Source organism: Micromonospora sp. CP22, from assembly GCF_009712475.1.
GTDB lineage: Bacteria > Actinomycetota > Actinomycetes > Mycobacteriales > Micromonosporaceae > Micromonospora.
Genome location: NZ_VCJO01000001.1, coordinates 376,048 through 401,815 on the forward strand (window position 1 = coordinate 376,048; position 25,768 = coordinate 401,815).

The 25,768-nt window shown below is 68.3% G+C and carries 27 protein-coding genes; all 27 read left to right on the forward strand.

Going from position 1 to position 25,768, the window contains the following annotated elements; genetic code table 11:
- The first annotated feature begins 207 nt into the window (after nucleotides 1-207).
- A complete protein-coding gene (gene secE / locus FF096_RS01740; RefSeq protein WP_309222482.1) occupies nucleotides 208-594 on the forward strand; it encodes a preprotein translocase subunit SecE in 387 nt (128 codons plus the stop codon).
- 39 nt (nucleotides 595-633) lie between these two features.
- The gene (gene nusG / locus FF096_RS01745) at nucleotides 634-1,359 is read left to right on the forward strand and encodes a transcription termination/antitermination protein NusG (protein ID WP_309222483.1); all 726 of its coding nucleotides are present in this window, start codon (nucleotides 634-636) and stop codon (nucleotides 1,357-1,359) included.
- A 197-nt stretch (nucleotides 1,360-1,556) separates the two neighbouring features.
- Complete coding sequence (rplK, locus tag FF096_RS01750) at nucleotides 1,557-1,988, forward strand: 50S ribosomal protein L11 (protein WP_093403591.1); 432 nt, start codon at nucleotides 1,557-1,559, stop codon at nucleotides 1,986-1,988.
- Between the two features lie 80 nt (nucleotides 1,989-2,068).
- Nucleotides 2,069-2,785 (forward strand): 50S ribosomal protein L1, encoded by a 717-nt coding sequence (gene rplA / locus FF096_RS01755; RefSeq protein ID WP_155214538.1) that lies wholly within the window; start codon nucleotides 2,069-2,071, stop codon nucleotides 2,783-2,785.
- Nucleotides 2,786-2,859: 74 nt separating this feature from the next.
- The gene (locus FF096_RS01760) at nucleotides 2,860-3,648 is read left to right on the forward strand and encodes an ATP-binding cassette domain-containing protein (protein WP_155214539.1); all 789 of its coding nucleotides are present in this window, start codon (nucleotides 2,860-2,862) and stop codon (nucleotides 3,646-3,648) included.
- A complete protein-coding gene (locus FF096_RS01765; RefSeq protein WP_309222484.1) occupies nucleotides 3,645-4,334 on the forward strand; it encodes a hypothetical protein in 690 nt (229 codons plus the stop codon). The genes FF096_RS01760 and FF096_RS01765 overlap by 4 nt, the downstream gene beginning before the upstream one ends.
- Before the next feature lie 327 nt (nucleotides 4,335-4,661).
- Nucleotides 4,662-5,207, forward strand: coding sequence for a 50S ribosomal protein L10 (gene rplJ / locus FF096_RS01770; protein WP_155214540.1), 546 nt, complete (start codon nucleotides 4,662-4,664; stop codon nucleotides 5,205-5,207).
- Nucleotides 5,208-5,261: 54 nt separating this feature from the next.
- Nucleotides 5,262-5,651 (forward strand): 50S ribosomal protein L7/L12, encoded by a 390-nt coding sequence (gene rplL, locus FF096_RS01775; RefSeq protein WP_155214541.1) that lies wholly within the window; start codon nucleotides 5,262-5,264, stop codon nucleotides 5,649-5,651.
- A 571-nt stretch (nucleotides 5,652-6,222) separates the two neighbouring features.
- Nucleotides 6,223-9,654 (forward strand): DNA-directed RNA polymerase subunit beta, encoded by a 3,432-nt coding sequence (locus FF096_RS01780; protein ID WP_155214542.1) that lies wholly within the window; start codon nucleotides 6,223-6,225, stop codon nucleotides 9,652-9,654.
- A gap of 128 nt (nucleotides 9,655-9,782) precedes the next feature.
- The gene (locus tag FF096_RS01785; protein WP_309222587.1) at nucleotides 9,783-13,670 is read left to right on the forward strand and encodes a DNA-directed RNA polymerase subunit beta'; all 3,888 of its coding nucleotides are present in this window, start codon (nucleotides 9,783-9,785) and stop codon (nucleotides 13,668-13,670) included.
- 133 nt (nucleotides 13,671-13,803) lie between these two features.
- Nucleotides 13,804-14,169, forward strand: a complete 366-nt coding sequence (locus FF096_RS01790; protein WP_155214543.1) for a hypothetical protein — start codon at nucleotides 13,804-13,806, stop codon at nucleotides 14,167-14,169.
- 512 nt (nucleotides 14,170-14,681) lie between these two features.
- Nucleotides 14,682-15,053 (forward strand): hypothetical protein, encoded by a 372-nt coding sequence (locus FF096_RS01795; protein WP_309222485.1) that lies wholly within the window; start codon nucleotides 14,682-14,684, stop codon nucleotides 15,051-15,053.
- 532 nt (nucleotides 15,054-15,585) lie between these two features.
- Entirely contained in the window at nucleotides 15,586-15,960 is a 375-nt protein-coding gene (gene rpsL / locus FF096_RS01800) for a 30S ribosomal protein S12 (RefSeq protein ID WP_013735958.1), read from the forward strand.
- Between the two features lies 1 nt (nucleotide 15,961).
- Nucleotides 15,962-16,432, forward strand: coding sequence for a 30S ribosomal protein S7 (gene rpsG / locus FF096_RS01805; RefSeq protein ID WP_155214544.1), 471 nt, complete (start codon nucleotides 15,962-15,964; stop codon nucleotides 16,430-16,432).
- 74 nt (nucleotides 16,433-16,506) lie between these two features.
- The gene (fusA, locus tag FF096_RS01810) at nucleotides 16,507-18,603 is read left to right on the forward strand and encodes an elongation factor G (RefSeq protein ID WP_309222486.1); all 2,097 of its coding nucleotides are present in this window, start codon (nucleotides 16,507-16,509) and stop codon (nucleotides 18,601-18,603) included.
- A gap of 222 nt (nucleotides 18,604-18,825) precedes the next feature.
- Entirely contained in the window at nucleotides 18,826-20,019 is a 1,194-nt protein-coding gene (gene tuf / locus FF096_RS01815) for an elongation factor Tu (protein WP_309222487.1), read from the forward strand.
- A 349-nt stretch (nucleotides 20,020-20,368) separates the two neighbouring features.
- Nucleotides 20,369-20,677, forward strand: coding sequence for a 30S ribosomal protein S10 (gene rpsJ / locus FF096_RS01820; RefSeq protein ID WP_007073037.1), 309 nt, complete (start codon nucleotides 20,369-20,371; stop codon nucleotides 20,675-20,677).
- 11 nt (nucleotides 20,678-20,688) lie between these two features.
- A complete protein-coding gene (rplC, locus tag FF096_RS01825; RefSeq protein WP_155214545.1) occupies nucleotides 20,689-21,354 on the forward strand; it encodes a 50S ribosomal protein L3 in 666 nt (221 codons plus the stop codon).
- Nucleotides 21,351-22,001 (forward strand): 50S ribosomal protein L4, encoded by a 651-nt coding sequence (rplD, locus tag FF096_RS01830; RefSeq protein ID WP_309222488.1) that lies wholly within the window; start codon nucleotides 21,351-21,353, stop codon nucleotides 21,999-22,001. The genes rplC and rplD overlap by 4 nt, the downstream gene beginning before the upstream one ends.
- Complete coding sequence (gene rplW / locus FF096_RS01835; protein WP_309222489.1) at nucleotides 21,998-22,300, forward strand: 50S ribosomal protein L23; 303 nt, start codon at nucleotides 21,998-22,000, stop codon at nucleotides 22,298-22,300. Before rplD ends, rplW begins: the two co-directional genes overlap by 4 nt.
- 12 nt (nucleotides 22,301-22,312) lie before the next feature.
- Complete coding sequence (gene rplB, locus FF096_RS01840) at nucleotides 22,313-23,152, forward strand: 50S ribosomal protein L2 (RefSeq protein ID WP_155214546.1); 840 nt, start codon at nucleotides 22,313-22,315, stop codon at nucleotides 23,150-23,152.
- 12 nt (nucleotides 23,153-23,164) lie between these two features.
- A complete protein-coding gene (gene rpsS, locus FF096_RS01845) occupies nucleotides 23,165-23,446 on the forward strand; it encodes a 30S ribosomal protein S19 (RefSeq protein WP_120330655.1) in 282 nt (93 codons plus the stop codon).
- 40 nt (nucleotides 23,447-23,486) lie between these two features.
- Complete coding sequence (rplV, locus tag FF096_RS01850; RefSeq protein WP_155214547.1) at nucleotides 23,487-23,942, forward strand: 50S ribosomal protein L22; 456 nt, start codon at nucleotides 23,487-23,489, stop codon at nucleotides 23,940-23,942.
- The gene (gene rpsC / locus FF096_RS01855; RefSeq protein ID WP_155214548.1) at nucleotides 23,942-24,808 is read left to right on the forward strand and encodes a 30S ribosomal protein S3; all 867 of its coding nucleotides are present in this window, start codon (nucleotides 23,942-23,944) and stop codon (nucleotides 24,806-24,808) included. The genes rplV and rpsC overlap by 1 nt, the downstream gene beginning before the upstream one ends.
- A gap of 3 nt (nucleotides 24,809-24,811) precedes the next feature.
- Nucleotides 24,812-25,237, forward strand: coding sequence for a 50S ribosomal protein L16 (gene rplP, locus FF096_RS01860; protein ID WP_007465292.1), 426 nt, complete (start codon nucleotides 24,812-24,814; stop codon nucleotides 25,235-25,237).
- Complete coding sequence (gene rpmC / locus FF096_RS01865; RefSeq protein WP_076466662.1) at nucleotides 25,237-25,473, forward strand: 50S ribosomal protein L29; 237 nt, start codon at nucleotides 25,237-25,239, stop codon at nucleotides 25,471-25,473. The genes rplP and rpmC overlap by 1 nt, the downstream gene beginning before the upstream one ends.
- Entirely contained in the window at nucleotides 25,470-25,748 is a 279-nt protein-coding gene (rpsQ, locus tag FF096_RS01870; RefSeq protein WP_155214549.1) for a 30S ribosomal protein S17, read from the forward strand. The genes rpmC and rpsQ overlap by 4 nt, the downstream gene beginning before the upstream one ends.
- Nucleotides 25,749-25,768 lie beyond the last annotated feature (20 nt).

The following is a 25,768-nucleotide window of genomic DNA, read 5'->3' on the forward strand; positions in this document are numbered from 1 at the left end:
CCTCAGGCCTGACCGTTCCGTGGGTCGCGCCGCCTTCTGGTGGCGTCCGGCCCGTGGTGGTGGCATCGGCGGGGAGGTCCGAGGCATCGGGCCTTCCGGTTGATCCGCCGGCCGCGGCCCGTCCCGGGACGGTTGGTCCGGCTGGCGTGACCAAACGCCGCGCACGCGCACCGCGTGCGACACCGACATCCCGCGACGGAGGGCGAAGTGGCCGACAACAAGCGGCGCGGCGAGGACGCCGACGACGAGCGCCTGAACGACGAAGTCGTCAACGACAGCGCCGAGGACGACGCCACCGACGCGGACGAGTCGGGTTCGCGAGGTGCCGCCGCCGGTTCGCCGGCCCGGGCGGATTCCACCGAAGGTCGCAAGTCGCGTACCGGCGGAGACAAGGTGGGCCTGTTCGGCCGCATCGCGCGTTTCGTCCGCGAGGTCGTGGCCGAACTGCGTAAGGTCATCTGGCCGACCCGCAAGGAGCTGCTGACCTACACGGCGGTGGTGATCGCGTTCGTCTCGGTGATGCTGACCATCGTGGCCGTCCTGGACTTCGCCTTCGCCAAGGGCGTGTTGTGGGTCTTCGGCAACCCCAGCTGACCGGCTGATACGTGCCGATAGTGACGGAAGTGAGCAAGCGTGCCTGAGTACGACGAGACCGCCGAAACCCCGGACGAGCAGTCCACGGTGGCGACGGCGGCTGGTGACGAGTCGGTCGAGGCCGCCAGCGAGCCGGAGTTCGCGATGACCGAGCCGGCTCCCGAAGAGGGCTTCGACCCGGTTGCGGAGCTGCGGCAGAAGCTGCGCTACGCGCCGGGCGACTGGTACGTGGTGCACTCGTACGCCGGTTACGAGAACAAGGTCAAGACCAACCTCGAAACCCGGATCACGTCCCTCGACATGGAGGACTACATCTACCAGGTCGAGGTGCCGACCCGGGAAGAGGTCGAGGTCAAGAACGGCAAGCGTTCCCAGGTGCAGGCGAAGGTCTTCCCGGGCTACATCCTCGTCCGGATGGAGTTGACCGCGGAGTCCTACTCCTGCGTGCGGAACACTCCCGGGGTCACCGGCTTCGTCGGCGCGACGGACCGGGCCGACCGCCCGGCGCCGCTGAGCCTCGACGAGGTGCTCAAGTGGCTGGCACCGGCTGTCGAGACCGAGCAGCAGAAGAAGGCGAAGCCGGAGGTCAAGGTCCTCGACTTCGAGGTCGGCGACTCCGTCACCGTCACCGACGGCGCCTTCGCCTCTCTGCCGGCCACGATCAGCGAGATCAACGCCGACCAGCAGAAGCTCAAGGTGCTGGTGTCGATCTTCGGCCGGGAGACGCCGGTGGAGCTGAACTTCAACCAGGTCGCCAAGATCTGATTCGTCGGCGACCGGCGGCGGGCCACCGTCGCCGGTCGCCGTTCGTTCGGTTCACCCGGCTGGGCAACCTCCGTGGCTGCGGGGATCCGGGCCTGCGCTACCCTAGAACGTCGCCGCCGTCGCATGCGCGCTGACCGTGCGCGCCTCGACGGCGGTGTCGTGTGAACCTTTCCCAGTTCCAAGCCCCAGGAAGAGACATGCCTCCGAAGAAGAAGCTCGTCAAGACGTTCACGCTTCAGCTGCCGGCGGGCCAGGCCACTCCGGCGCCGCCGGTCGGTCCCGCGCTCGGTCAGCACGGCGTGAACATCATGGAGTTCTGCAAGTCGTACAACGCGCAGACCGAGTCGCAGCGGGGCGACATCGTCCCGGCCGAGATCAGCGTGTACGAGGACCGCTCCTTCACCTTCGTGCTGAAGACCCCGCCCGCCGCCCGGCTGCTGATCAAGGCTGCCGGTGTGCAGAAGGGCTCGGGCGTCCCGCACACCCAGAAGGTCGGCTCGGTGACCCGCGCGCAGCTGCGCGAGATCGCCGAGAAGAAGATGGCCGACCTCAACGCCAACGACCTCGACCAGGCTGAGAAGATCATCGCCGGCACCGCCCGGTCGATGGGCCTGAACGTCACCGACTGACGTCGGTCGCCGACCCGTACGGATCGTGGGAGGGCGCGCGAGCACCGCGGCCCGCCAGAGACCACAGGAGTAGACAGAACATGCAGCGCAGCAAGAACTACCGCAAGGCCGCCGAAGCCATCGACCGGTCGAAGCTCTACAGCCCCGCCGAGGCCGTCAAGCTGGCCAAGGAGAACACCGCCGTCAAGTTCGACGCCACGGTCGAGGTCGCGATGCGCCTCGGCGTCGACCCCCGCAAGGCGGACCAGATGGTCCGCGGCACGGTCAACCTGCCGCACGGCACCGGTAAGACCGCCCGCGTGATCGTCTTCGCCGCCGGTGCGAAGGCTGAGGAGGCCGTCGCCGCCGGTGCCGACGAGGTGGGCACCGACGAGCTGGTCGCCCGGATCCAGGGTGGCTGGCTGGACTTCGACGCGGCGATCGCCACGCCCGACCAGATGGCCAAGATCGGCCGGATCGCGCGGATCCTGGGCCCGCGCGGTCTGATGCCGAACCCGAAGACCGGCACGGTGACCATGGACGTCGCCAAGGCCGTCAACGACATCAAGGGCGGGAAGATCACCTTCCGGGTGGACAAGCACTCGAACCTGCACCTGATCATCGGTAAGGCCTCGTTCTCCGAGGCTCAGCTGGTCGACAACTACGCGGCCGTTCTCGACGAGGTGCTGCGCGCCAAGCCGTCGGCAGCGAAGGGCAAGTACCTCAAGAAGGTCACCCTCACCACCACGATGGGCCCCGGCGTGCCGGTCGACCCGAACATGGTGAAGAACCTTCAGGAGAGCTCGGCCGACAGCTGAGCACGACACTCCGACGCGGCCCCGCCACTCGTGGCGGGGCCGCGTTCGTCTGTCCGGTGTGGCAGGCTCGCGGCATGTGGCTGGACGACGTCGGGTTGCGGTATCACCGGCGCGGTCCGTGGGTGCTGCGAGAGGTGACGGTGAGCCTCGCGCCGGGCGAAGCGGCGGTGGTGCTCGGCCGCAACGGGGCCGGCAAGTCGACCCTGCTCCAACTCGCCGCCGGGGTGCTCCGACCGTCGCGCGGCCGGGTGCTCGACCGGCCGTCGGTGGTGGGCTGGGTGCCGGAGCGCTTCCCGGCCGACCAGCCGTTCTCCGTCGACGGCTACCTCACCGCGATGGCCCGGATCGCCGGCCTCTCCTCCGGCGAGACGGAGCGTACGGTGCGCCGGTGGGTCGACCGGCTGGGTCTCGGGCCGTTCCGCACCGTCCGGCTGTCCCAGCTCTCGAAGGGCACCGCCCAGAAGGTCGGCCTGGCCCAGGCCATGCTGCGTCCGCCCGGCCTGCTCGTGCTCGACGAGCCTTGGGAGGGTCTGGACGCCGCAGCGCGCGAACTGGTCCCGCAGGTGGTCGACGAGGTGCTGGCCGAGGGTGGCTCGGTGCTGGTCAGCGACCACCGTGGGGAGACCGTCCGACTGCCCGGCGCGCGGGAGTGGCTGGTGGCCGAGGCGACGGTGGTCGAGCGGCCTCCGTCGGGCGAGGCGGCGGTCGCGGTGGTCGAGCTGGCGGTCCCGGTCGGGCAGGTGTCGGCCACCGTCGCCCGCCTGCGCGCCGAGGGCCACCACGTTCTGGGAGTACGCGGACAGAGCGCACCAACCGTGGCCACGCGACCGGGGGCGGGGCCGCCGTCCGAGGTGACCCGGTGAGCGCCCTGGTCCGGTTCCGGCTCGCCGGCTTCCTGCGTACCGGACGGGCGTTGGCACCGGTCCTGGCCGGCCTGCTCACCCTCGGGATCCTCTACGGCGGTGGCCGGGCCCAGCCGGCGGAGGCCTACGGTGTCTCGGCGGTGGTGCTCTTCCCGGTGCTGGCCTGGCAGACCAAGGTGCTGTTGGACGTGGAGCCGGACGTGCAGCGTCGGCTGGCCGTGGTCACCGTCGGCCCGGCACGGGAGTACGCGGCCGGCCTGGTCGCCGCGGCGGTGGCCGGCCTCGGTCTGGTGATGGTCGCCCTGGTCTTCCCGTGGCTGGTGGGCGGGGTGACCGGTCCCAGCCTGCCCGGTGAGCGGTCGATTCCCGCAGGCGTGGCGCTCGGCCTCTGGGCACACCTGCTCGCCCTGCCGGGCGCGGTGGCGCTGGGTGCGCTGGCCAGCCGGGTGATCACCCGCAGTGCCGGGTACGGTGTGGCGGTGCTCACCTGCGGTGTGGTCGGCGCGCTGGTGTTCGGCGTCGCGAAGTCGGCCGTGCCGTGGTTGGCGCCACCGCTGCTCCCCACCGCCCGGGCGCTGGTGGGACCGCTGCCCGGCTCGACCGCGCTGCTGCTGAGCGGGTGGGCGTTGGCCTGGGCGGCGGTGGTGCTGTCCGGCTACGTTCGCGTCCGCGCCCGGCGTGCCTAGGGTGCCTCGGCCGGGTCGGTGACCACGGGTGTGGCGGGGGCGATTTGGCGGTCACCGTAGGTGTCGCGTAGCCTGATGGGCGAAGTTCCACCCAGAGACCGCTGGTCACCGTGCCCCGGGCACGGTCGAAGGTCCCGCGAAGACGGGCGACCCGCGCAGGGCGGTAAGCGATACCGGTTGCATCCTGTGGTCCGCCGACCACCTGATTCCGCCGTCCTCGCCCCGTGCGCCCTGCGCCGGGGCTTTTCTGTTGCCGCGATACCTCCGCCCCGTCACAGGCGTTCGCCGACGACGGTGACCGGCCTCGAGCAACGAGAGAGGAGGGACATGGCGGACAAGCCGATCCGGGCCGACAAGGCCACGGCCGTCGCAGAGCTGACCGAGAGCTTCCGGAACGCCGGTGCCACGGTGCTGACCGAGTACCGCGGTCTGACGGTTTCCCAGCTCACCCAGCTGCGGCGCTCGCTCGGCAAGGAGACCAGCTACACGGTCGCCAAGAACACGCTGGCCAAGCGTGCCGCGGCGGACGCGGGCATCTCCGGCCTCGACGAGCTGTTCACCGGTCCTACCGCGCTGACTTTCGTTTCGGGCGACGTCGTCGAGGCGGCGAAGGGCCTTCGCGACTTCGCGAAGGCCAACCCGAAGCTCGTCATCAAGGGCGGTGTCTTCGAGGGCAAGGCCATTTCCGCGGCCGAGGTCACGAAGCTCGCCGACCTGGAGTCCCGCGAGGTGCTGCTGGCCAAGCTGGCCGGCGCGATGAAGGGCAACCTGAGCAAGGCCGCGGCCCTGTTCCAGGCCCCGCTGTCGAAGACCGCCCGCCTGGCGGCGGCGCTGCAGGACAAGCGCGAGAAGGAAGGCGCCGAGGCGGCCTGAGACCGCGCCGGCGCACCACGTTCTTAGTTTGAACCATGAGAAAGGACGCCAGACATGGCGAAGCTCAGCACTGACGAGCTGCTCGACGCGTTCAAGGAGATGACGCTGATCGAGCTCTCCGAGTTCGTGAAGCAGTTCGAGGAGACCTTCGAGGTCACCGCCGCCGCTCCGGCCGCGATGATGGTGGCGGGCCCGGCCGGTGGCGGCGGCGCCGCCGAGGCCGAGCCGGAGAAGGACGAGTTCGACGTCATCCTCGACGCCGACGGTGGCAAGAAGATCCAGGTCATCAAGGTCGTGCGTGAGCTGACCGGCCTGGGCCTCAAGGAGGCCAAGGACCTGGTCGAGTCCGCGCCGAAGCCGGTCCTGGAGAAGGTCAACAAGGAGACCGCGGACAAGGCCAAGGCCAAGCTGGAGGGTGAGGGCGCCAAGGTCACCCTCAAGTGACCTGAGCGCACCTGGCCGTTCCGGCTTCGATTGCTCGAACCGGGGCAGACCGCATCGCGGCGGGCGGCGATCCGACAGGGATCGCCGCCCGCCGTGTTCGTCGACTCGCGCAACCGGCATGAGCAGGGCGTCGGGTCCGCTCGGCGGCGCGGCGGCCAGGTCGGCGGACTCGCCCGTGAGCAGGAAAGAGAGTCCGATGCCGACAAGGACCCTTGACGCGGCCCTGGACTGCCAGGCACGCTGGCATCAGCAAGACCTTCCGCGCTTGCGACGGCCACCGCGTGGGTAATGCAGCGGCAGCACCACTCGCCACGCATACCTGAGCGGCCCGGCAGGGACGTTGCGTTCCGAGCGGCCCGGTTGACCCGTTAGAGGGGTCCCGAGGCACGTTCCGCGACAACCTGCGGGGTGAGCTGGACAGCGGTTAGCCTCTCGGCTACACTGCTAGTTTGCGCTGCCTTCCGACTTGACCCCTGCTCGGAAATGTCCGTTTGTGGATATTTTCTGGTGGGGTCATTGGAGTGCACGCGTACCAGCCGTTCTGCAGCACCGGTCCTCGGAAGGACGCATCTTGGCAGCTTCCCGCCCTGCGAAGACCAGTCGTACGTCGAGCGCTTTCGCTCCCCGCCGAGTTTCCTTCGGTCGGATCACCGAACACCTCGAGGTCCCCAACCTCCTCGCCATTCAGAACGAGTCCTTCGACTGGCTCGTCGGCAACGAGGCTTGGCAGGGCCGGTCGGCGGACGACCCGCACGCACGCTCGGGTCTCGCGGAGATCCTCGACGAGATCAGTCCCATTGAGGACTTCTCCGGCACTATGTCGCTGTCCTTCTCGGCGCCGCGCTTCGACGAGGTCAAGGCCTCGATCGAGGAGTGCAAGGAGAAGGACCTCACCTACTGCGCGCCACTGTTCGTGACCGCGGAGTTCACCAACAACACCACCGGCGAGATCAAGAGCCAGACGGTGTTCATGGGTGACTTCCCGATGATGACGCCGAAGGGCACCTTCATCATCAACGGCACCGAGCGCGTCGTGGTCAGCCAGCTCGTCCGCTCGCCGGGCGTGTACTTCGACAAGCAGCCGGACAAGACCTCCGACCGCGACCTCTCCAGCGTCAAGGTCATCCCGAGTCGGGGTGCCTGGCTGGAGTTCGACATCGACAAGCGCGACACGGTCGGCGTACGCATCGACCGCAAACGCCGGCAGGCCGTCACGGTTCTGCTCAAGGCCATCGGATGGTCGGCCGAGCAGATCCGTGAGAAGTTCGGCTGGTCCGAGCTGATGATGACCACGCTCGAGAAGGACCACATCGCCGGTCAGGACGAGGCGCTACTCGACATCTACCGCAAGCTCCGCCCTGGCGAGCCGCCGACCCGTGAGAACGCCCAGACCCTGCTCGACAACCTCTTCTTCAACCCGAAGCGGTACGACGTAGCCAAGGTCGGTCGTTACAAGTTCAACAAGAAGCTCGAACTGGACGTGCCGATCACCACCGGCACGCTGACCGAGGACGACATCGTCGCCACCGTGGAGTACCTCTGCCGGCTGCACGCCGGTGAGGAGGGCTACGAGGCCGACGACATCGACCACTTCGGCAACCGGCGGCTGCGTACCGTGGGTGAGCTGATCCAGAACCAGGTTCGGGTCGGCCTGTCCCGGATGGAGCGGGTCGTCCGCGAGCGGATGACCACCCAGGACGTCGAGGCGATCACGCCGCAGACCCTGATCAACATCCGTCCGGTCGTCGCCGCGATCCGGGAGTTCTTCGGCACCTCGCAGCTGTCCCAGTTCATGGACCAGACCAACCCGCTGGCGGGCCTGACCCACCGGCGGCGGCTGAGCGCGCTCGGCCCCGGTGGTCTGTCCCGGGAGCGGGCCGGCTTCGAGGTCCGCGACGTGCACCCGTCCCACTACGGCCGGATGTGCCCGATCGAGACGCCGGAAGGCCCGAACATCGGTCTGATCGGCGCGCTGTCCACCTTCGCCCGGGTCAACCCGTTCGGCTTCATCGAGACGCCGTACCGGAAGGTCATCGACGGTCGGGTCACCGACCAGATCGACTACCTGACCGCGGACGAGGAGGACCGGTTCGTCAAGGCGCAGGCCAACGCCCCGCTGCGGGCCGACGGCTCGTTCGCCGAGGATCGTGTCCTGGTCCGTCGTAAGGGCGGCGAGACCGAGGACGTCCCGCCGGCCGCCGTGGACTACATGGACGTGTCGCCGCGGCAGATGACCTCGGTCGCCACCGCGATGATCCCGTTCCTGGAGCACGACGACGCGAACCGGGCCCTGATGGGCGCGAACATGCAGCGTCAGGCGGTGCCGCTGGTCAAGGCCGAGTCTCCGCTGGTCGGCACCGGCATGGAGTACCGTGCCGCGGTCGACGCCGGTGACGTGGTCGTGGCCGAGGTCGGCGGCGTGGTCGAGGACCTCTGCGCCGACTACATCACGGTCCACCAGGACGACGGCCACCGCCGGACGTACCTGCTGCACAAGTTCCGTCGCTCCAACGCCGGCTCCTGCGTCAACCAGAAGCCGGTGGTCTTCGAGGGTGACCGGGTCGAAGCCGGCCAGGTCATCGCCGACGGTCCGTGCACCGACGAGGGTGAGATGGCGCTCGGGCGCAACCTGCTCGTCGCGTTCATGACCTGGGAGGGGCACAACTACGAGGACGCGATCATCCTGTCGCAGCGCCTCGTGCAGCAGGACGTGCTCACCTCGATCCACATCGAGGAGCACGAGGTCGACGCTCGGGACACCAAGCTCGGCCCGGAGGAGATCACCCGCGACATCCCGAACGTCAGCGAGGAGATGCTCGCCGACCTCGACGAGCGCGGCATCATCCGGATCGGCGCCGAGGTCGTCCCCGGCGACATCCTGGTCGGCAAGGTCACGCCCAAGGGTGAGACCGAGCTGACCCCGGAGGAGCGACTGCTGCGGGCGATCTTCGGTGAGAAGGCGCGTGAGGTCCGGGACACCTCCCTGAAGGTGCCGCACGGTGAGACCGGCACGGTCATCGGCGTGCGTACCTTCTCCCGGGAGGACGGCGACGAACTGCCGCCGGGCGTCAACGAGCTGGTCCGGGTCTACGTCGCGCAGAAGCGGAAGATCCAGGACGGTGACAAGCTCGCCGGTCGACACGGCAACAAGGGCGTCATCTCCAAGATCCTGCCGGTCGAGGACATGCCGTTCCTGGAGGACGGCACCCCGGTCGACATCGTGCTCAACCCGCTGGGTGTGCCGAGCCGGATGAACATCGGCCAGGTGCTGGAGACGCACCTTGGCTGGGTGGCCAAGACGGGTTGGCGGGTCGAGGGCGACGACGCCGAGTGGAAGCGCCAGCTCAAGAGCATCGGCGCGGACTCCTCCGAGCCGGACACCAACGTGGCCACGCCGGTCTTCGACGGTGCCCGCGAGGAGGAGATCTCCGGTCTGCTCGAGTCGACCCTGCCCAACCGGGACGGGCGGCAGCTGATCGGCTCCTCGGGTAAGGCGCAGCTGTTCGACGGTCGCTCCGGCGAGCCGCTGCCTGACCCGATCGCGGTCGGTTACATCTACATCCTGAAGCTCAACCACCTGGTCGACGACAAGATCCACGCTCGTTCGACCGGCCCTTACTCGATGATCACGCAGCAGCCACTGGGTGGTAAGGCGCAGTTCGGTGGCCAGCGCTTCGGTGAGATGGAGTGCTGGGCGATGCAGGCATACGGTGCCGCGTACGCCCTGCAGGAGCTGCTGACGATCAAGTCCGACGACGTTCTCGGCCGGGTGAAGGTCTACGAGGCCATCGTCAAGGGCGAGAACATCCCAGAGCCGGGCATCCCGGAGTCGTTCAAGGTGCTGCTCAAGGAGCTGCAGTCGCTGTGCCTCAACGTTGAGGTGCTCTCCAGCGACGGCGTGGCCCTGGAGATGCGCGAGACCGACGACGAGGTGTTCCGGGCCGCGGAGGAACTGGGTATCGACCTGTCCCGGCGGGAGCCGAGCTCGGTCGAGGAAGTGTGACGTTGGGGTTTCGGGGCGGGGCGACCCACTCCGGGCGGTCAGGATTGATCCCCTCGTGGATCGCTCCGCCCCGAAACCAAAACCCGGTGAGCTGCTGACGCACCAAGCGACGTGTGAGGGATTTGAACGTGCTCGACGTCAACTTTTTCGACGAGTTGCGAATTGGGCTGGCGACCGCGGACGACATTCGTCAGTGGTCGCACGGCGAGGTCAAGAAGCCCGAGACGATCAACTACCGCACCCTCAAGCCGGAAAAGGACGGGCTCTTCTGCGAGAAGATCTTCGGTCCGCAGCGGGACTGGGAGTGCTACTGCGGTAAGTACAAGCGGGTCCGGTTCAAGGGCATCATCTGTGAGCGCTGCGGCGTCGAGGTGACCCGCTCGAAGGTCCGCCGGGAGCGGATGGGCCACATCGAGCTGGCTGCGCCGGTGACCCACATCTGGTACTTCAAGGGCGTGCCGAGCCGGCTGGGCTACCTGCTGGACCTCGCTCCGAAGGACCTTGAAAAGATCATTTACTTCGCCTCGTACGTCGTGACGAGCGTTGACGCCGAAGCGCGTCACCGTGACCTCTCGACCATCGAGAACGAGATCCTGGCCGAGAAGCGGCAGTCGGAGAACAGCCGCGACTCGGAGATCGAGAAGCGGGCCGCCAAGCTGGAGGCCGACCTGGCCGAGCTGGAGGCCGAGGGCGCGAAGGCGGACGTCCGGCGCAAGGTCAAGGAAGGCGGAGAGCGCGAGATGCGCCAGATCCGCGACCGGGCCCAGCGCGAGATCGACCGCCTGGACGAGGTGCTGGACACCTTCCGCAAGCTGGAGCCGAAGCAGCTGGTCACCGACGAGCTGCTCTACCGCGAGCTGCGCGACCGGTTCGGCGAGTACTTCACCGGTGGCATGGGTGCCGAGGCGATCAAGGCCCTGGTGCAGAACATGGACCTCGACGCCGAGGCCGAGAGCCTGCGCGAGACCATCCGCACCGGCAAGGGGCAGCGGAAGATCCGGGCGCTCAAGCGGCTCAAGGTGGTCGCCGCGTTCCAGAACACCCGCAACTCGCCGCTCGGCATGGTGCTGGACTGCGTGCCGGTCATCCCGCCGGACCTGCGCCCGATGGTGCAGCTCGACGGTGGTCGGTTCGCCACCAGCGACCTGAACGACCTCTACCGCCGGGTGATCAACCGGAACAACCGGCTCAAGCGGCTGATCGACCTCGGCGCGCCCGAGATCATCGTCAACAACGAGAAGCGGATGCTCCAGGAGGCCGTCGACGCGCTGTTCGACAACGGCCGCCGGGGCCGGCCGGTCACCGGTCCGGGTAACCGCCCGCTCAAGTCGCTGTCCGACATGCTCAAGGGCAAGCAGGGTCGGTTCCGTCAGAACCTGCTCGGCAAGCGCGTCGACTACTCCGGCCGTTCGGTCATCGTGGTCGGCCCGAAGCTCAAGCTGCACCAGTGCGGCCTGCCCAAGCAGATGGCGCTGGAGCTGTTCAAGCCGTTCGTGATGAAGCGGCTGGTCGACCTCAACCACGCGCAGAACATCAAGTCCGCCAAGCGGATGGTCGAGCGGCAGCGGCCGGTCGTGTGGGACGTGCTGGAAGAGGTCATCGGCGAGCACCCAGTGCTGCTCAACCGGGCGCCCACCCTGCACCGACTCGGCATCCAGGCCTTCGAGCCGCAGCTGGTCGAGGGCAAGGCCATCCAGATCCACCCGCTGGTCTGCACCGCGTTCAACGCCGACTTCGACGGTGACCAGATGGCGGTGCACGTGCCGCTGTCCGCCGAGGCCCAGGCCGAGGCGCGGATCCTGATGCTGTCGTCGAACAACATCCTCAAGCCGGCCGACGGCAAGCCGGTCACCATGCCCACCCAGGACATGGTCATCGGTCTCTACCACCTGACCCACCTCACCACCGGTGAGCGCGGGGAAGGCCGGGCGTTCAGCTCGGACGCCGAGGCGCGGATGGCGTACGACAACGGTGAACTGCACCTGCAGGCACCGGTCAAGATCCGTCTGCGGGACGTCGTCGAGGTCGACAACGGCGCTGGCGCGCAGCCCTGGACCCCGCCGGAGGGCTGGGTTCCGGGCGAGCCGGTGACGGTGGAGACCACCCTTGGCCGGGTGCTGTTCAACGAGACCCTGCCGCAGGGCTACCGGTACGTCAATTACGAGATCCGCAAGGGTCAGCTCTCCGCGATCGTCAACGATCTCGCCGAGCGGTTCCCGAAGGTGGCCCTGGCGGCCACCCTGGACGGGCTCAAGGAGGCCGGTTTCCACTGGGCCACCTGGTCCGGCGTCACCATCGGCATGGAGGACGTCATCGCTCCGCCGCGCAAGCGGGAGATCCTGGAGCGGTACGAGAAGGAAGCCGACCGGATCGACAAGCAGTACCAGCGTGGTCTGATGACCGCCGAGGAGCGTCGCGGCGAGCTCATCGAGATCTGGACCAAGGCGACCAACGAGGTCGCCAAGGAGATGGACACCGCGCTGCCGCAGGAGAACCCGCTGTGGAAGATGATCAACTCGGGTGCTCGCGGTAACCTGCTCCAGCTCCGGCAGATCGCGGCTATCCGTGGTCTGGTGGCCAACCCGAAGGGCGAGATCATCCCGCGGCCGATCAAGGCCAGCTACCGGGAGGGTCTGTCCGTGCTGGAGTACTTCATCTCCACGCACGGTGCGCGTAAGGGTCTCGCGGACACCGCTCTGCGTACCGCCGACTCGGGTTACCTGACCCGGCGTCTGGTGGACGTCTCGCAGGACGTCATCATCCGCGAGGAGGACTGCGGCACCGACCGGGCCATCCCGATGCAGGTCGGTCAGCAGCTCGACGGCCGGCTGGTGGTGCACGAGCACGCCGAGACCAGCGTGCACGCCCGTACCCTGGCCGACGACATCAAGGGGCCGGACGGCACCGTCGTCGCCGAGCGGGGCGCGGACATCAACTCGATCCTGGTCGACAAGATCGTTGCCGCCGGGGTCGAGACCGTCCGGGTGCGCAGTGTGCTCACCTGTGAGTCGAAGCTGGGCGTCTGCGGTGCGTGCTACGGCCGTTCGCTGCCGACCGGCAAGATCGTCGACGTCGGCGAGGCGGTCGGCATCATCGCCGCCCAGTCCATCGGTGAGCCGGGTACGCAGCTGACGATGCGTACCTTCCACACCGGTGGTGTCGCCGGTGAGGACATCACCCAGGGTCTGCCGCGTGTCCAGGAAATCTTCGAGGCCCGGATCCCGAAGGGTAAGGCGCCCATCGCCGACACCCCGGGCCGGATCCGCATCGAGGACGGCGAGCGGTCGCGCAAGATCGTGGTGATCCCGGACGACGGCAGCGACGAGATCGTCTACGACAAGATCTCGAAGCGGGTTCGGCTGCGGGCCCACGACGGCGACCACGTCGAGGTCGGCGAGAAGCTCACCGAGGGCACCATCGACCCGCACGAGCTGCTGCGCATCCTCGGCCCCCGGGCGGTCCAGGTCCACCTGACCCAGGAGGTCCAGGAGGTCTACCGCTCGCAGGGTGTGCTCATCCACGACAAGCACATCGAGATCATCATCCGCCAGATGCTCAAGCGGGTGACGGTCATCGACTCCGGCTCGACCGAGTTCCTGCCGGGCGTGCTGGTCGACCGGGCGCTGTTCGAGTCGGAGAACCGACGGCTCGTCGGCGAGGGCGGCGAGCCCGCCGCAGGTCGCCCGGTGTTGATGGGTATCACCAAGGCCTCGCTGGCCACCGACTCCTGGCTCTCGGCGGCCTCCTTCCAGGAGACCACCCGGGTGCTGACCGACGCGGCGATCCACGCTCGCAGTGACTCGCTGATCGGTCTCAAGGAGAACGTGATCATCGGTAAGCTCATCCCGGCCGGTACCGGCATCAGCAAGTACCGCAACGTCCGGGTCGAGCCGACCGAGGAGGCGAAGGCCAAGGTCTACTCGATGACCGGCTACCCGGAGACCGACTACGGCTTCGGGCCGGCCAGTGGCCAGGCGGTCCCGCTGGACGACTTCGACTTCGGGTCGTACCGCTAGATCGCGCAGTGACGTGGGAGGCCCCGGCGTGTACACGCCGGGGCCTCCTCGTGCTCCGGGCCGGCCCTCGACGCAGCCACCGTCCTGCCGTGGGTACGACGCGGACATCCGTCGACGGGGGCATCATGTGGTCATGACGATCGCACCCGGATCGGTGCCGACCGAGTCGGCACCGCGCCATCCGCTCGACCCGGATCCGGTCCGGGCGACCAAGTCCCGGGCCGTCTTCGCCCTCGGCCTGATGGCGGCTCTCACCGGGCTGCTGATCGGTGGTGTGGTTCCGGCCACGGTGGCCCTGGTCCTGGCCCGGCAGGCACGTCGGGAGGCGTACGCCTCGGCGGGCTTCCTGACCGGGGCGGCCTGGCTGCGTCGTGGCGAGCAGTTGGCCTGGACGGGGCTGGTGCTGGTCGCGGTCAGCCTGGTGGTGGCGTTGGTGATCGGGGTGGTCCGGCTCGCCGAGGCACCGTACGGGCACGACTTCGCGCCCGAGATCGACTGACCTGGCGCGGCCCGATGGGTCCTCGCGCCCGGCACCGAGGGGCTGACTGGCGACGGTAGCCTGACCGGTGTCCGTCGCGCGGTGCGGGGACGCTGCCCGACAAGGAGGATCCCGTGACGGAACCGGCGCGCCCCGAGGGCGGCGAAGCCGCTCAGCCCACTTCCGGGCGCCCCGATGCCGATTCGGCGGGATGGGCCCGCCCCGACGCGTCGTCGGACCAGCCGTCGCCAGCCTCCGGCCCGTCCTTCGGACAGCCACCGAATCCGCCCACGTTCGGACCACCGCCGGGTTCACCTACGTTCGGGCCACCGCCGGGGCCACCGGCGTACGGGCCACCGCCGGGGCCGCGACCGCCTGCTCCGGTGGGCTTCGGCTCACCGGCTCCGGGACCGCCGGCGCACGGGCCCGTGCCGGGGCCGCCGGCTCCGGGTTGGCCGGGTGGCGGCTCGGGCTGGGGGCCGCCGCCGCCTCGGCCGGGGGACCGTCCCCGGCCGCCGAAGCGGATCGAGCCGGTGCCCGGCACCCCGTTCGCGGTGGTGCACCTCGACGTGCCGCCGGTCACCTCGGGCCTGGCCGTCGGCTCGCTGATCGCCGGGATCACCTCGATCCTCGTCTCGATCCTGGTGATCTGTGTCGGTGCCGTCGGGGGAGGGGCGAACGGAGCCTGGGCGGCGGGTGCCTTCGCCGCGCTGGGCGGCCTCACCGGCGCCGGTGCCGTCGTGACCGGACTGCTTGGCCTGCGGCAGATCCGGCGCCCGGCGCCTCCGCCGGGGGTCCGCTTCACCGGCCGTGGGCTGGCCATCGCGGGCGTCAGCTGCGGCGGCACCGGGCTGCTGTTGTGCCTGGTGGGTGTGGGGCTGGCGTTGCTGTTGGCGGTGACCTAGGCGGGTCAGCGGTCTGGGTGTCGGGCCGCACAGCCCGCATCCTCTCTGCTCTGCTTCACCCCACGCACTGCCCAGCCTGAGGGCTCGTGGGCCGGTTTCCGGCGGAGCCGGTACACTTGTCCCCCTAGGTACCGATCACGGTCGGGCGGTGTGACAGAGGCCAGCCGACAGGTGGTGCGACGTTCGGCAGGTCTTCCGTTTTGACCTGCGCGGCTGTGGTAGGTACTCTTTCCCCTTGTGCCCGGGCCCGCCCGGGCGACTCGTGCGTGCGCTGGAGCCGGTTGATCCGGTAGCCGGACGGCAACACGACTGAGCCAGAAGATCCGGCCTGCGGCGATCCGTGTGCCGGTGATAAACCCCCGGGCCTGCGCGTGAGCGTCGGACGGGGACCGTGAGTTGGGCGACACGCCCGACCGCGGGTGCCGGGACCTCCGCGAGGTGGCCCTGGCCGGAATGTAGGAGAGCCGACCACGAGGTCGGCTACGGCAGACGGCGCGGCCGCGACAGCGGCCGAAGGGAGCGGAGAAACCCGGTGCCCACCATTCAGCAGTTGGTCCGAAAGGGCCGTCAGGCGAAGACGACCAAGACCAAGACCCCGGCGCTCAAGGGCTCCCCGCAGCGGCGGGGCGTGTGCACCCGGGTGTACACCACCACCCCGAAGAAGCCGAACTCGGCGCTGCGCAAGGTCGCTCGTGTCAAGCTCAGCAGCCAGGTCGAGGTGACCGCCTACATCCCCGGTGTCGGGCACAACCTGCAGGAGCACTCGATCGTGCTCGTGCGTGGTGGCCGGGTGAAGGACCTCCCCGGTGTGCGTTACAAGATCGTCCGCGGTTCGCTCGACACCCAGGGTGTCCGTAACCGCAAGCAGGCGCGCAGCCGCTACGGCGCGAAGAAGGAGAAGAGCTGAGATGCCGCGTAAGGGACCTGCTCCGCGGCGGCCGCTGGTCGCTGACCCGGTGTACAACTCGCCGCTGGTCACGCAGCTGGTGAACAAGATCCTGCTGCGCGGCAAGCGTCAGCTCGCCGAGCGCGTCGTCTACGCCGCCCTGGAGGGCTGCCGGGAGAAGTCCGGCACCGACCCGGTCGTCACCCTCAAGCGCGCCATGGACAACGTCAAGCCGACCCTTGAGGTCCGCAGCCGCCGTGTCGGTGGCGCGACCTACCAGGTTCCGGTCGAGGTCCGGCCGGCTCGGGCCACCACGCTCGGCCTGCGCTGGCTGGTCACCTACGCCCGCGCCCGGCGTGAGAAGACCATGGTCGAGCGGCTGATGAACGAGCTGCTGGACGCGAGCAACGGCCTCGGCGCTGCGGTCAAGCGGCGCGAGGACACGCACAAGATGGCCGAGTCGAACAAGGCCTTCGCGCACTACCGCTGGTAACACCCTGGTCCCGGTGCCAGCGGGCGCCGGGACCGCCACCAGTTGTGTCGAGACGACGATAAGTAGGGATTGAAGTGGCCGCCGCAGACGCGCTCGCCAACGTACGCAACATCGGCATCATGGCGCACATCGATGCCGGTAAGACCACTACCACCGAGCGGATCCTGTTCTACACCGGCATCACGTACAAGATCGGTGAGGTTCACGACGGCGGTGCCGTCATGGACTGGATGGAGCAGGAGCAGGAGCGCGGTATCACCATCACTTCCGCCGCCACGAAGTGCGAGTGGAAGGGCCACACGATCCAGATCATCGACACGCCCGGTCACGTCGACTTCACGGTCGAGGTGGAGCGGTCGCTTCGAGTCCTGGACGGTGCCGTCGCGGTTTACGACGGTGTGGCCGGCGTGGAGCCGCAGACGGAGAACGTCTGGCGTCAGGCGGACAAGTACAACGTCCCCCGGATGTGTTTCGTCAACAAGCTCGACCGCACGGGTGCCGACTTCTTCCGCTGCGTGCAGATGATGATCGACCGGCTGAACGCCACCCCGCTGGTGCTTCAGATCCCGATCGGCGCCGAGAGTGACTTCATCGGCGTGGTCGACCTGGTCGAGATGCGCGCCCTCACCTGGCGGGGCGAGACCCAGAAGGGTGAGGACTACACGGTCGAGGAGATCCCGGCCGACCTGGCCGACTCCGCGGCCGAGTGGCGCGAGAAGCTGATGGAGACCCTGGCCGACGTCGACGACGCGGTGATGGAGAAGTACCTGGAGGGCGAGGAGATTTCCGTCGAGGAGATCAAGGCCGCCATCCGTCGGGCCACCATCGCCGGCAAGGCCAACCCGGTCCTCACCGGCACCGCCTTCAAGAACAAGGGCATCCAGCCGATGCTGGACGCGGTTGTCGCGTACCTGCCGTCGCCGCTGGACATCCCGGCGATCGAGGGTACGGCCACCGACGGTGAGACCCCGATGCAGCGCAAGCCGTCGGTGTCCGAGCCGTTCTCCGGCCTGGCCTTCAAGATCCAGACGGACAAGCACCTCGGCAAGCTCACCTACGTGCGGATCTACTCCGGCACGCTCGAGTCCGGTTCCCAGGTGGTCAACTCCACCAAGGACCGCAAGGAGCGGATCGGCAAGATCTACCAGATGCACGCCAACAAGCGGGAAGAGCGCAGCTCGGCCCAGGCTGGCGACATCATCGCGGTGCAGGGTCTGAAGCAGACCACCACGGGTGACACGCTCGCCGACCCGGCGAACCCGGTCATCCTGGAGTCGATGACCTTCCCGGAGCCGGTCATCGAGGTGGCCATCGAGCCGAAGACCAAGGCCGACCAGGAGAAGCTCAGCACCGCCATCCAGCGGCTGGCCGAGGAGGACCCGACCTTCCGCGTCAAGCTGGACGACCAGACCGGCCAGACGGTCATCTCCGGCATGGGCGAGCTGCACCTGGACATCCTGGTCGACCGGATGCGCCGCGAGTTCAACGTCGAGGCGAACATCGGTAAGCCGCAGGTGGCGTACCGCGAGACCATCCGCCGCGCGGTGGAGAAGGTCGAGTACACGCACAAGAAGCAGACCGGTGGTTCCGGCCAGTACGCCCGGGTCATCATCAGCCTGGAGCCGCTGCCGCTCGGCAACGACGCCCCGACCTACGAGTTCGCCAACGCCGTCACCGGTGGCCGTGTCCCTCGGGAGTTCATCCCCTCGGTGGACGCGGGCGCGCAGGACGCCATGCAGTACGGCATCCTCGCCGGCTTCCCGCTGGTGGGCATCAAGCTCACCCTGGTGGACGGCCAGTACCACGAGGTCGACTCGTCGGAAATGGCATTCAAGATCGCCGGCTCGATGGCAATGAAGGAGGCGGCCCGCAAGGCCGACCCGGCACTGCTCGAGCCGATGATGGCCGTTGAGGTCACCACTCCTGAGGAGAACATGGGTGACGTCATCGGCGACCTCAACTCCCGCCGTGGCATCATCCAGGCGATGGAGGAGCGCAGCGGCGCCCGCGTCGTCCGCGCTCTGGTGCCGCTGTCGGAGATGTTCGGCTACGTCGGCGACCTGCGGTCGAAGACCCAGGGCCGGGCTAGCTACAGCATGCAGTTCGACTCCTACGCGGAGGTTCCGGCCTCGGTCGCGAAGGAGATCATCGCCAAGGCGACGGGTGAGTGACTCTCACCTGACGTGATCGGATGATCCGAGGGTGGTCGCGGGAGGTTTTCCCGACCGCGACCACCTCGGTCGGATTGGGTGAATTCCGGGCCTGTAGGCTTCATCGCCGCAGAACCCACAAAAGCTTCCCGGCCGTCAGGCCGGAAAGGCTGTCGACAGAGTCCTAAGCGCCGACTTGGCGCGCCGGGGCGAACGAACCAAGAAGTCCACAGGAGGACACCAGTGGCGAAGGCGAAGTTCGAGCGGACTAAGCCGCACGTCAACATCGGCACCATTGGTCACATCGACCACGGTAAGACGACGCTGACGGCGGCCATCACCAAGGTCCTGCACGACCAGTACCCGGACCTGAACCCGTACACGCCGTTCGACGAGATCGACAAGGCGCCGGAGGAGAAGGCCCGCGGCATCACGATCTCGATCGCGCACGTCGAGTACCAGACCGAGGCGCGGCACTACGCGCACGTCGACTGCCCCGGTCACGCCGACTACATCAAGAACATGATCACCGGTGCCGCCCAGATGGACGGCGCGATCCTGGTGGTCGCCGCGACCGACGGCCCGATGCCGCAGACCCGCGAGCACGTGCTGCTGGCCCGCCAGGTCGGCGTGCCGTACATCGTCGTGGCGCTGAACAAGAGCGACATGGTCGACGACGAGGAGCTGCTGGAGCTCGTCGAGCTTGAGGTCCGCGAGCTGCTCTCGTCGCAGGAGTACCCGGGCGACGACCTGCCGGTCGTGCGCGTCTCGGCGCTGAAGGCCCTTGAGGGTGACCCAGAGTGGACCGGTCGCCTGATGGAGCTCATGAACGCCGTCGACACCGCGATCCCGCAGCCGGAGCGCGAGATCGAGAAGCCGTTCCTGATGCCGATCGAGGACGTCTTCACGATCACCGGTCGTGGCACCGTCGTCACCGGCCGCGCCGAGCGTGGCGTGCTCAAGCCGAACGAGGAGGTGGAGATCGTCGGTATCCGCGAGAAGTCGCAGAAGACGGTCTGCACCGGCATCGAGATGTTCCGCAAGCTGCTCGACGAGGCCCGTGCGGGTGAGAACGTCGGTCTGCTGCTGCGCGGCATCAAGCGCGAGGACGTCGAGCGCGGCATGGTGGTCGTCAAGCCGGGCACCACGACCCCGCACACGGAGTTCGAGGCGACGGTCTACATCCTCTCCAAGGAGGAGGGCGGCCGGCACACCCCGTTCTTCCAGAACTACCGTCCGCAGTTCTACTTCCGGACCACGGACGTCACCGGTGTCGTCACCCTCCCCGAGGGCACCGAGATGGTCATGCCGGGCGACAACACCACGATGACCGTGAAGCTGATCCAGCCCATCGCGATGGAGGACAACCTCAAGTTCGCGATCCGGGAGGGTGGCCGTACGGTCGGCGCTGGTCGCGTCACCAAGATCATCAAGTGAGCTGGGTAACCCCGATTAGACCCGCCGCCGGTCGTGCGGCATACTAGTCAGGTTGCGTAACGACAGTTCGCCGCCCGTGTTCGGCTTCCGCCGAACCTCCGGGTAGGCAGAGCAGTCGGGCGTGGGGTGGTTGGCGGTCAGCCCGCCAACCACCCTCGCACGGCGTTCCGATCGCCTCAGTGCGATCGGCGTCTGGACCCACCGCGGTCAGGATCGCTCCGGTATCCCGGGGCGGAGCCTGGCCCCAGGGCGCGACACGCCCGACCGCGGGGGTGGGCGAAGAGGGCCTGTGCCAGCCGGTACAGGCACCCGCAACACAGCGGCATCGAGAGAAGGAACAGAAGCCACCATGGCGGGACAGAAGATCCGCATCCGGCTCAAGGCCTATGACCACGAGGTCGTCGACTCCTCGGCTCGGAAGATCGTCGAGACGGTGACGCGTACCGGGGCGCAGGTCGCGGGCCCGGTGCCGCTGCCCACGGAGATCAACCGTTTCTGCGTCATCCGCTCGCCGCACAAGTACAAGGACTCGCGCGAGCACTTCGAGATGCGTACGCACAAGCGGCTGATCGACATCATCGACCCGACCCCGAAGACGGTCGACTCGCTCATGCGCCTCGACCTGCCGGCTGGCGTCGACATCGAGATCAAGCTGTAGGGACCGGACACATGGACAGGCAAGTTAAGGGGATCCTGGGCGCGAAGCTCGGCATGACCCAGGTCTGGGACAACAACCGCGTTGTTCCGGTGACCGTGGTTCAGGCCGGCCCGTGCGTCATCACCCAGGTTCGTGACGCCGACAAGGACGGTTACTCCGCGGTCCAGCTGGCGTACGGCACGATCGACCCGCGGAAGGCCAAGAAGCCGCTGCGCGGGCACTACGCCAAGGCCGATGTGGCGCCGCGCCGGCACATCGTCGAGCTTCGCACCACCGACGCCGCGGACTACTCGCTCGGTCAGGAGATCACGGTCGAGGAGTTCCCGGCCGGTGTCTCGATCGACGTGACCGGCAAGACCAAGGGCAAGGGCTACGCCGGCCCGATGAAGCGGCACGGCTTCCACGGTCTGCGCGCCAGCCACGGTGTCGAGCGCAAGCACCGCTCGCCGGGCTCCATCGGCGCCTGCGCCACCCCGGGTCGTGTCTTCAAGGGCACCCGGATGGCCGGCCGCATGGGCGGCGTGCGCTACACCGTGCAGAACCTGACCGTCCAGGCGGTCGACACCGAGAACAACCTCCTGCTCGTCCGTGGCGCCATCCCTGGCCCCAAGGGCGCGCTGGTCCTGGTCCGCACCGCGGCCAAGGCCAAGGCGAAGAAGGGCGGTGTGGGCAAGTGACCACCGTTGACGTCCTCAACCCAGAGGGCACCAAGACCGGCTCGGTCGAGCTGCCCGCCGACATCTTCGACGCGCAGGCCAACATCGCGCTGATGCACCAGGTCGTCGTGGCGCAGCTCGCCGCTGCTCGGCAGGGCACCCACAAGACCAAGACCCGTGGCGAGGTCTCCGGCGGCGGCAAGAAGCCGTACAAGCAGAAGGGCACCGGTCGTGCCCGGCAGGGCTCGATCCGCGCGCCGCAGTTCGCCGGCGGTGGCGTGGTCCACGGCCCGGTGCCGCGCGACTACAGCCAGCGCACCCCGAAGAAGATGAAGGCCGCCGCGCTGCGCGGTGCCCTGTCGGACCGGGCGCGCGCCGGGCAGGTGCACGTCGTCGAGGCGTTCGTCACCGGCGAGAAGCCGTCGACCAAGGCGGCCCTGGCCACGCTCGCGAAGCTGACCACCGCCCGCCGGGTCCTGGTCGTGCTGAGCAGCACCGACGAGCTGAACTGGGTGTCGCTGCGCAACGAGCCGCGGGTGCACCTGATCGAGGCCGGCCAGCTCAACACGTACGACGTGCTGGTGGCCGACGACGTGGTCTTCACCAAGGAGGCCCTGGACGAGTTCCTGGGCGTGCCGGCCGAGACCACCGAGGAGGGTGGCAAGTGAGCACGATCGCCGATCCGCGCGACATCATCATCGCGCCGGTCGTCTCGGAGAAGAGCTACAGCGAGCTGAACCGCAACTGGTACACCTTCCTGGTGCACCCGGACGCGAACAAGACCGCGATCAAGATCGCTATCGAGCAGATCTTCAACGTCCGTGTCCTGACGGTCAACACGCTCAACCGCGAGGGCAAGCGCAAGCGGACCCGTACCGGGTTCGGCAAGCGCAAGGACACCAAGCGGGCGATGGTGAAGCTGGCTGAGGGCGACCGCATCGAGGCCTTCGGCGGCCCGGTCAGCTGAGGGGTGTAGACAATGGCTATCCGTAAGTACAAGCCGACGACGCCGGGCCGGCGTGGCTCGAGTGTCGCCGACTTCGCCGAGATCACCCGGTCGACGCCCGAGAAGTCGCTGCTGGCTCCGCTGCCCAAGAAGGGCGGCCGGAACGTGCACGGCCGGATCACCGCCCGGCACCACGGCGGCGGTCACAAGCGTCAGTACCGGATCATCGACTTCAAGCGGGTCGACAAGGACGGTGTGCCGGCCAAGGTCGCGCACATCGAGTACGACCCGAACCGCACCGCGCGGATCGCGCTGCTGCACTACGCCGACGGCGAGAAGCGTTACATCATCGCGCCGAAGGACCTGAAGCAGGGCGACCGGGTCGAGTCCGGTCCGAGCGCCGACATCAAGCCGGGCAACAACCTGCCGCTGCGCAACATCCCGGTCGGTATCACCATCCACAACGTGGAGCTGCGTCCGGGTGGCGGCGCCAAGCTGGCCCGCTCGGCCGGCGTCGGCATCCAGCTGCTCGGCCGGGAGGGCGCGTACGCGACCCTGCGTATGCCGTCCGGTGAGATCCGGCGGGTGGACGTGCGCTGCCGGGCCAGCATCGGTGAGATCGGCAACGCCGACCAGTCGAACATCAACTGGGGTAAGGCCGGCCGGATGCGGTGGAAGGGCAAGCGCCCGACCGTCCGTGGTGTCGCCATGAACCCGGTCGACCACCCGCACGGTGGTGGTGAGGGCAAGACCTCCGGTGGTCGCCACCCGGTGAACCCGAAGGGTAAGCCCGAGGGCCGTACCCGTCGTAAGGGCCAGCCGAGTGACCGGCTGATCGTCCGCCGCCGCTACGCCACGCGTAAGCGCGGCTGAGGGAGATAAGACATGCCTCGCAGCCTGAAGAAGGGCCCGTTCGTCGACGACCACCTGCTCAAGAAGGTGGAGACGCAGAACGAGAAGGGCACCAAGAACGTCATCAAGACCTGGTCGCGGCGCTCGACGATCATCCCGGAGATGCTCGGGCACACGATCGCCGTGCACGACGGACGCAAGCACGTCCCGGTGTTCGTGACCGAGGCGATGGTCGGGCACAAGCTCGGCGAGTTCGCGCTGACCCGCACGTTCAAGGGTCACGAGAAGGACGACCGGAAGAGCCGCCGGCGCTGACGCCGCGGGCATACGGATAGAGGATCAAGGGGTTACAGCGATGCCAGGAAAGGGCGACGCTCCGGTGCTTCCGGGCGCGCGGGCGGTTGCGCGGTACGTGCGCATCTCGCCGATGAAGGCGCGCCGGGTGGTCAACCTCGTCCGCGGCCTGCCCGCGAAGGAGGCGCTCACGGTGCTGCAGTTCGCGCCGCAGGCTGCGAGCGAGCAGGTGTACAAGGTGCTCGCGAGCGCGATCGCCAACGCGGAGAACAACGAGCGGCTGGACCCCGACGCGCTGCTCGTCAGCGAGGCGTTCGTGGACGAGGGCCCGACGATGAAGCGGTTCCAGCCACGGGCGCAGGGCCGGGCGTACCGGATCCGTAAGCGCACCTGCCACATCACCGTGGCGGTCGAGGCGGTCGCGCCGGCCGCGCCGAAGAAGTCGGCGAACAAGGCGGCTCCGGCGAAGCAGACCGCGCCGGCTGAGACGCAGAGCAACACGGAGGGTGCCGAGTAATGGGTCAGAAGGTCCACCCGCACGGGTTCCGGCTCGGCATCTCGACCGACTGGAAGTCCCGCTGGTTCGCGGACAAGCTCTACAAGGACTACATCGGCGAGGACGTCAAGATCCGCCGGATGATGTCCAAGGGCCTGGAGCGCGCCGGCATTTCCAAGGTCGACATCGAGCGCACCCGCGACCGGGTCCGCGTCGACATCCACACCGCCCGGCCGGGCATCGTCATCGGCCGTAAGGGTGCGGAGGCCGACCGGATCCGCGGCGAGCTGGAGAAGCTCACCGGCAAGCAGGTGCAGCTGAACATCATCGAGGTGAAGAACCCCGAGTCGGATGCGCAGCTGGTCGCCCAGGGCGTCGCCGAGCAGCTCTCCAGCCGGGTCAGCTTCCGTCGCGCGATGCGCAAGGCGATGCAGTCGGCGATGAAGAACCCGATGTGCAAGGGCATCCGGGTGCAGGTCTCGGGTCGCCTCGGCGGCGCCGAGATGAGCCGCACGGAGTTCTACCGCGAGGGTCGGGTTCCGCTGCACACGCTGCGCGCGAACATCGAGTACGGCTTCTTCGAGGCCCGTACCACCTTCGGCCGCATCGGCGTGAAGGTCTGGATCTACAAGGGTGACGCGGTGCCGGGTCGGGAGACCCCGACCGAGGCTCCGTCGCGCCCGCGCCGGGAGCGCGGTGACCGGCCTGAGCGGCCGCGCCGTGGTCGGTCGGGTTCGTCCGGCACGACCTCCGGTGGCACCGAGGCCGGCCGGGCTGCCGCGACGACCGTCGCGCAGCAGGCCGAGACGCCGAGTGGCGAGCCGGTCGACAGCTCCGCTGTCGCGGCTGCTGCCTCGGCTCCGGCAGAAACGCAGCAGGAGGGCTGACAGATGCTGATGCCGCGCAAGCCCCCGAAGGGCTTCCGCAAGCCGCACCACCCGGACCGCAGCGGCGCGTCCAAGGGCGGCAACCGGGTGGTGTTCGGCGAGTTCGGGATCCAGGCTCTGGAGCCGGCGTACGTGACCAACCGGCAGATCGAGTCGGCGCGTATCGCGATGACCCGCCACATCAAGCGTGGCGGCAAGGTCTGGATCACTATTTTCCCGGACCAGGCCCTCACCAAGAAGCCGGCCGAAACCCGGATGGGCTCCGGTAAGGGCTCGCCCGAGTGGTGGGTCGCCAACGTCAAGCCCGGGCGGGTTCTCTTCGAGATGTCCTTCCCGAACGAGCAGATCGCGCGAGAGGCGATGCGTCGCGCGATCCACAAGCTCCCGATGAAGTGCCGCATTGTTACGCGCGAAGTGGGTGAATCCTGATGGCAGCGGGCGTTAAGGCCTCCGAGCTGCGTGAGCTCTCCGAGGAGGAGCTGGTCACGAAGCTGCGCGAGGCCAAGGCGGAGCTGTTCAACCTCCGCGTGCAGGCCGCAACCGGGCAGCTGGACAACAACCGGCGGCTGCAGGTCATCCGTCGGGAGATCGCCCGGATCTACACGATCATGCGTGAGCGTGAGCTGGGGCTCTCGGCCGCGCCGACTGAGGTGACTGCAGGATGAGCGAGAACACGACCGCCACCAAGCCACGGGGCCGGCGCAAGGTCCGTGAGGGCCTCGTGGTCAGCGACAAGATGGAAAAGACCATCGTGGTCGAGGTCGAGGACCGGGTGAAGCACGCGCTGTACGGCAAGATCATGCGCCGGACCAGCAAGCTCAAGGTCCACGACGAGCAGAACTCTGCCGGCATCGGCGACCGCGTCCTGATCATGGAGACCCGGCCGCTCTCCGCCACCAAGCGGTGGCGGCTCGTGGAGATCCTCGAGAAGGCCAAGTAGCGAAGGCTCGAGCTCGGCCC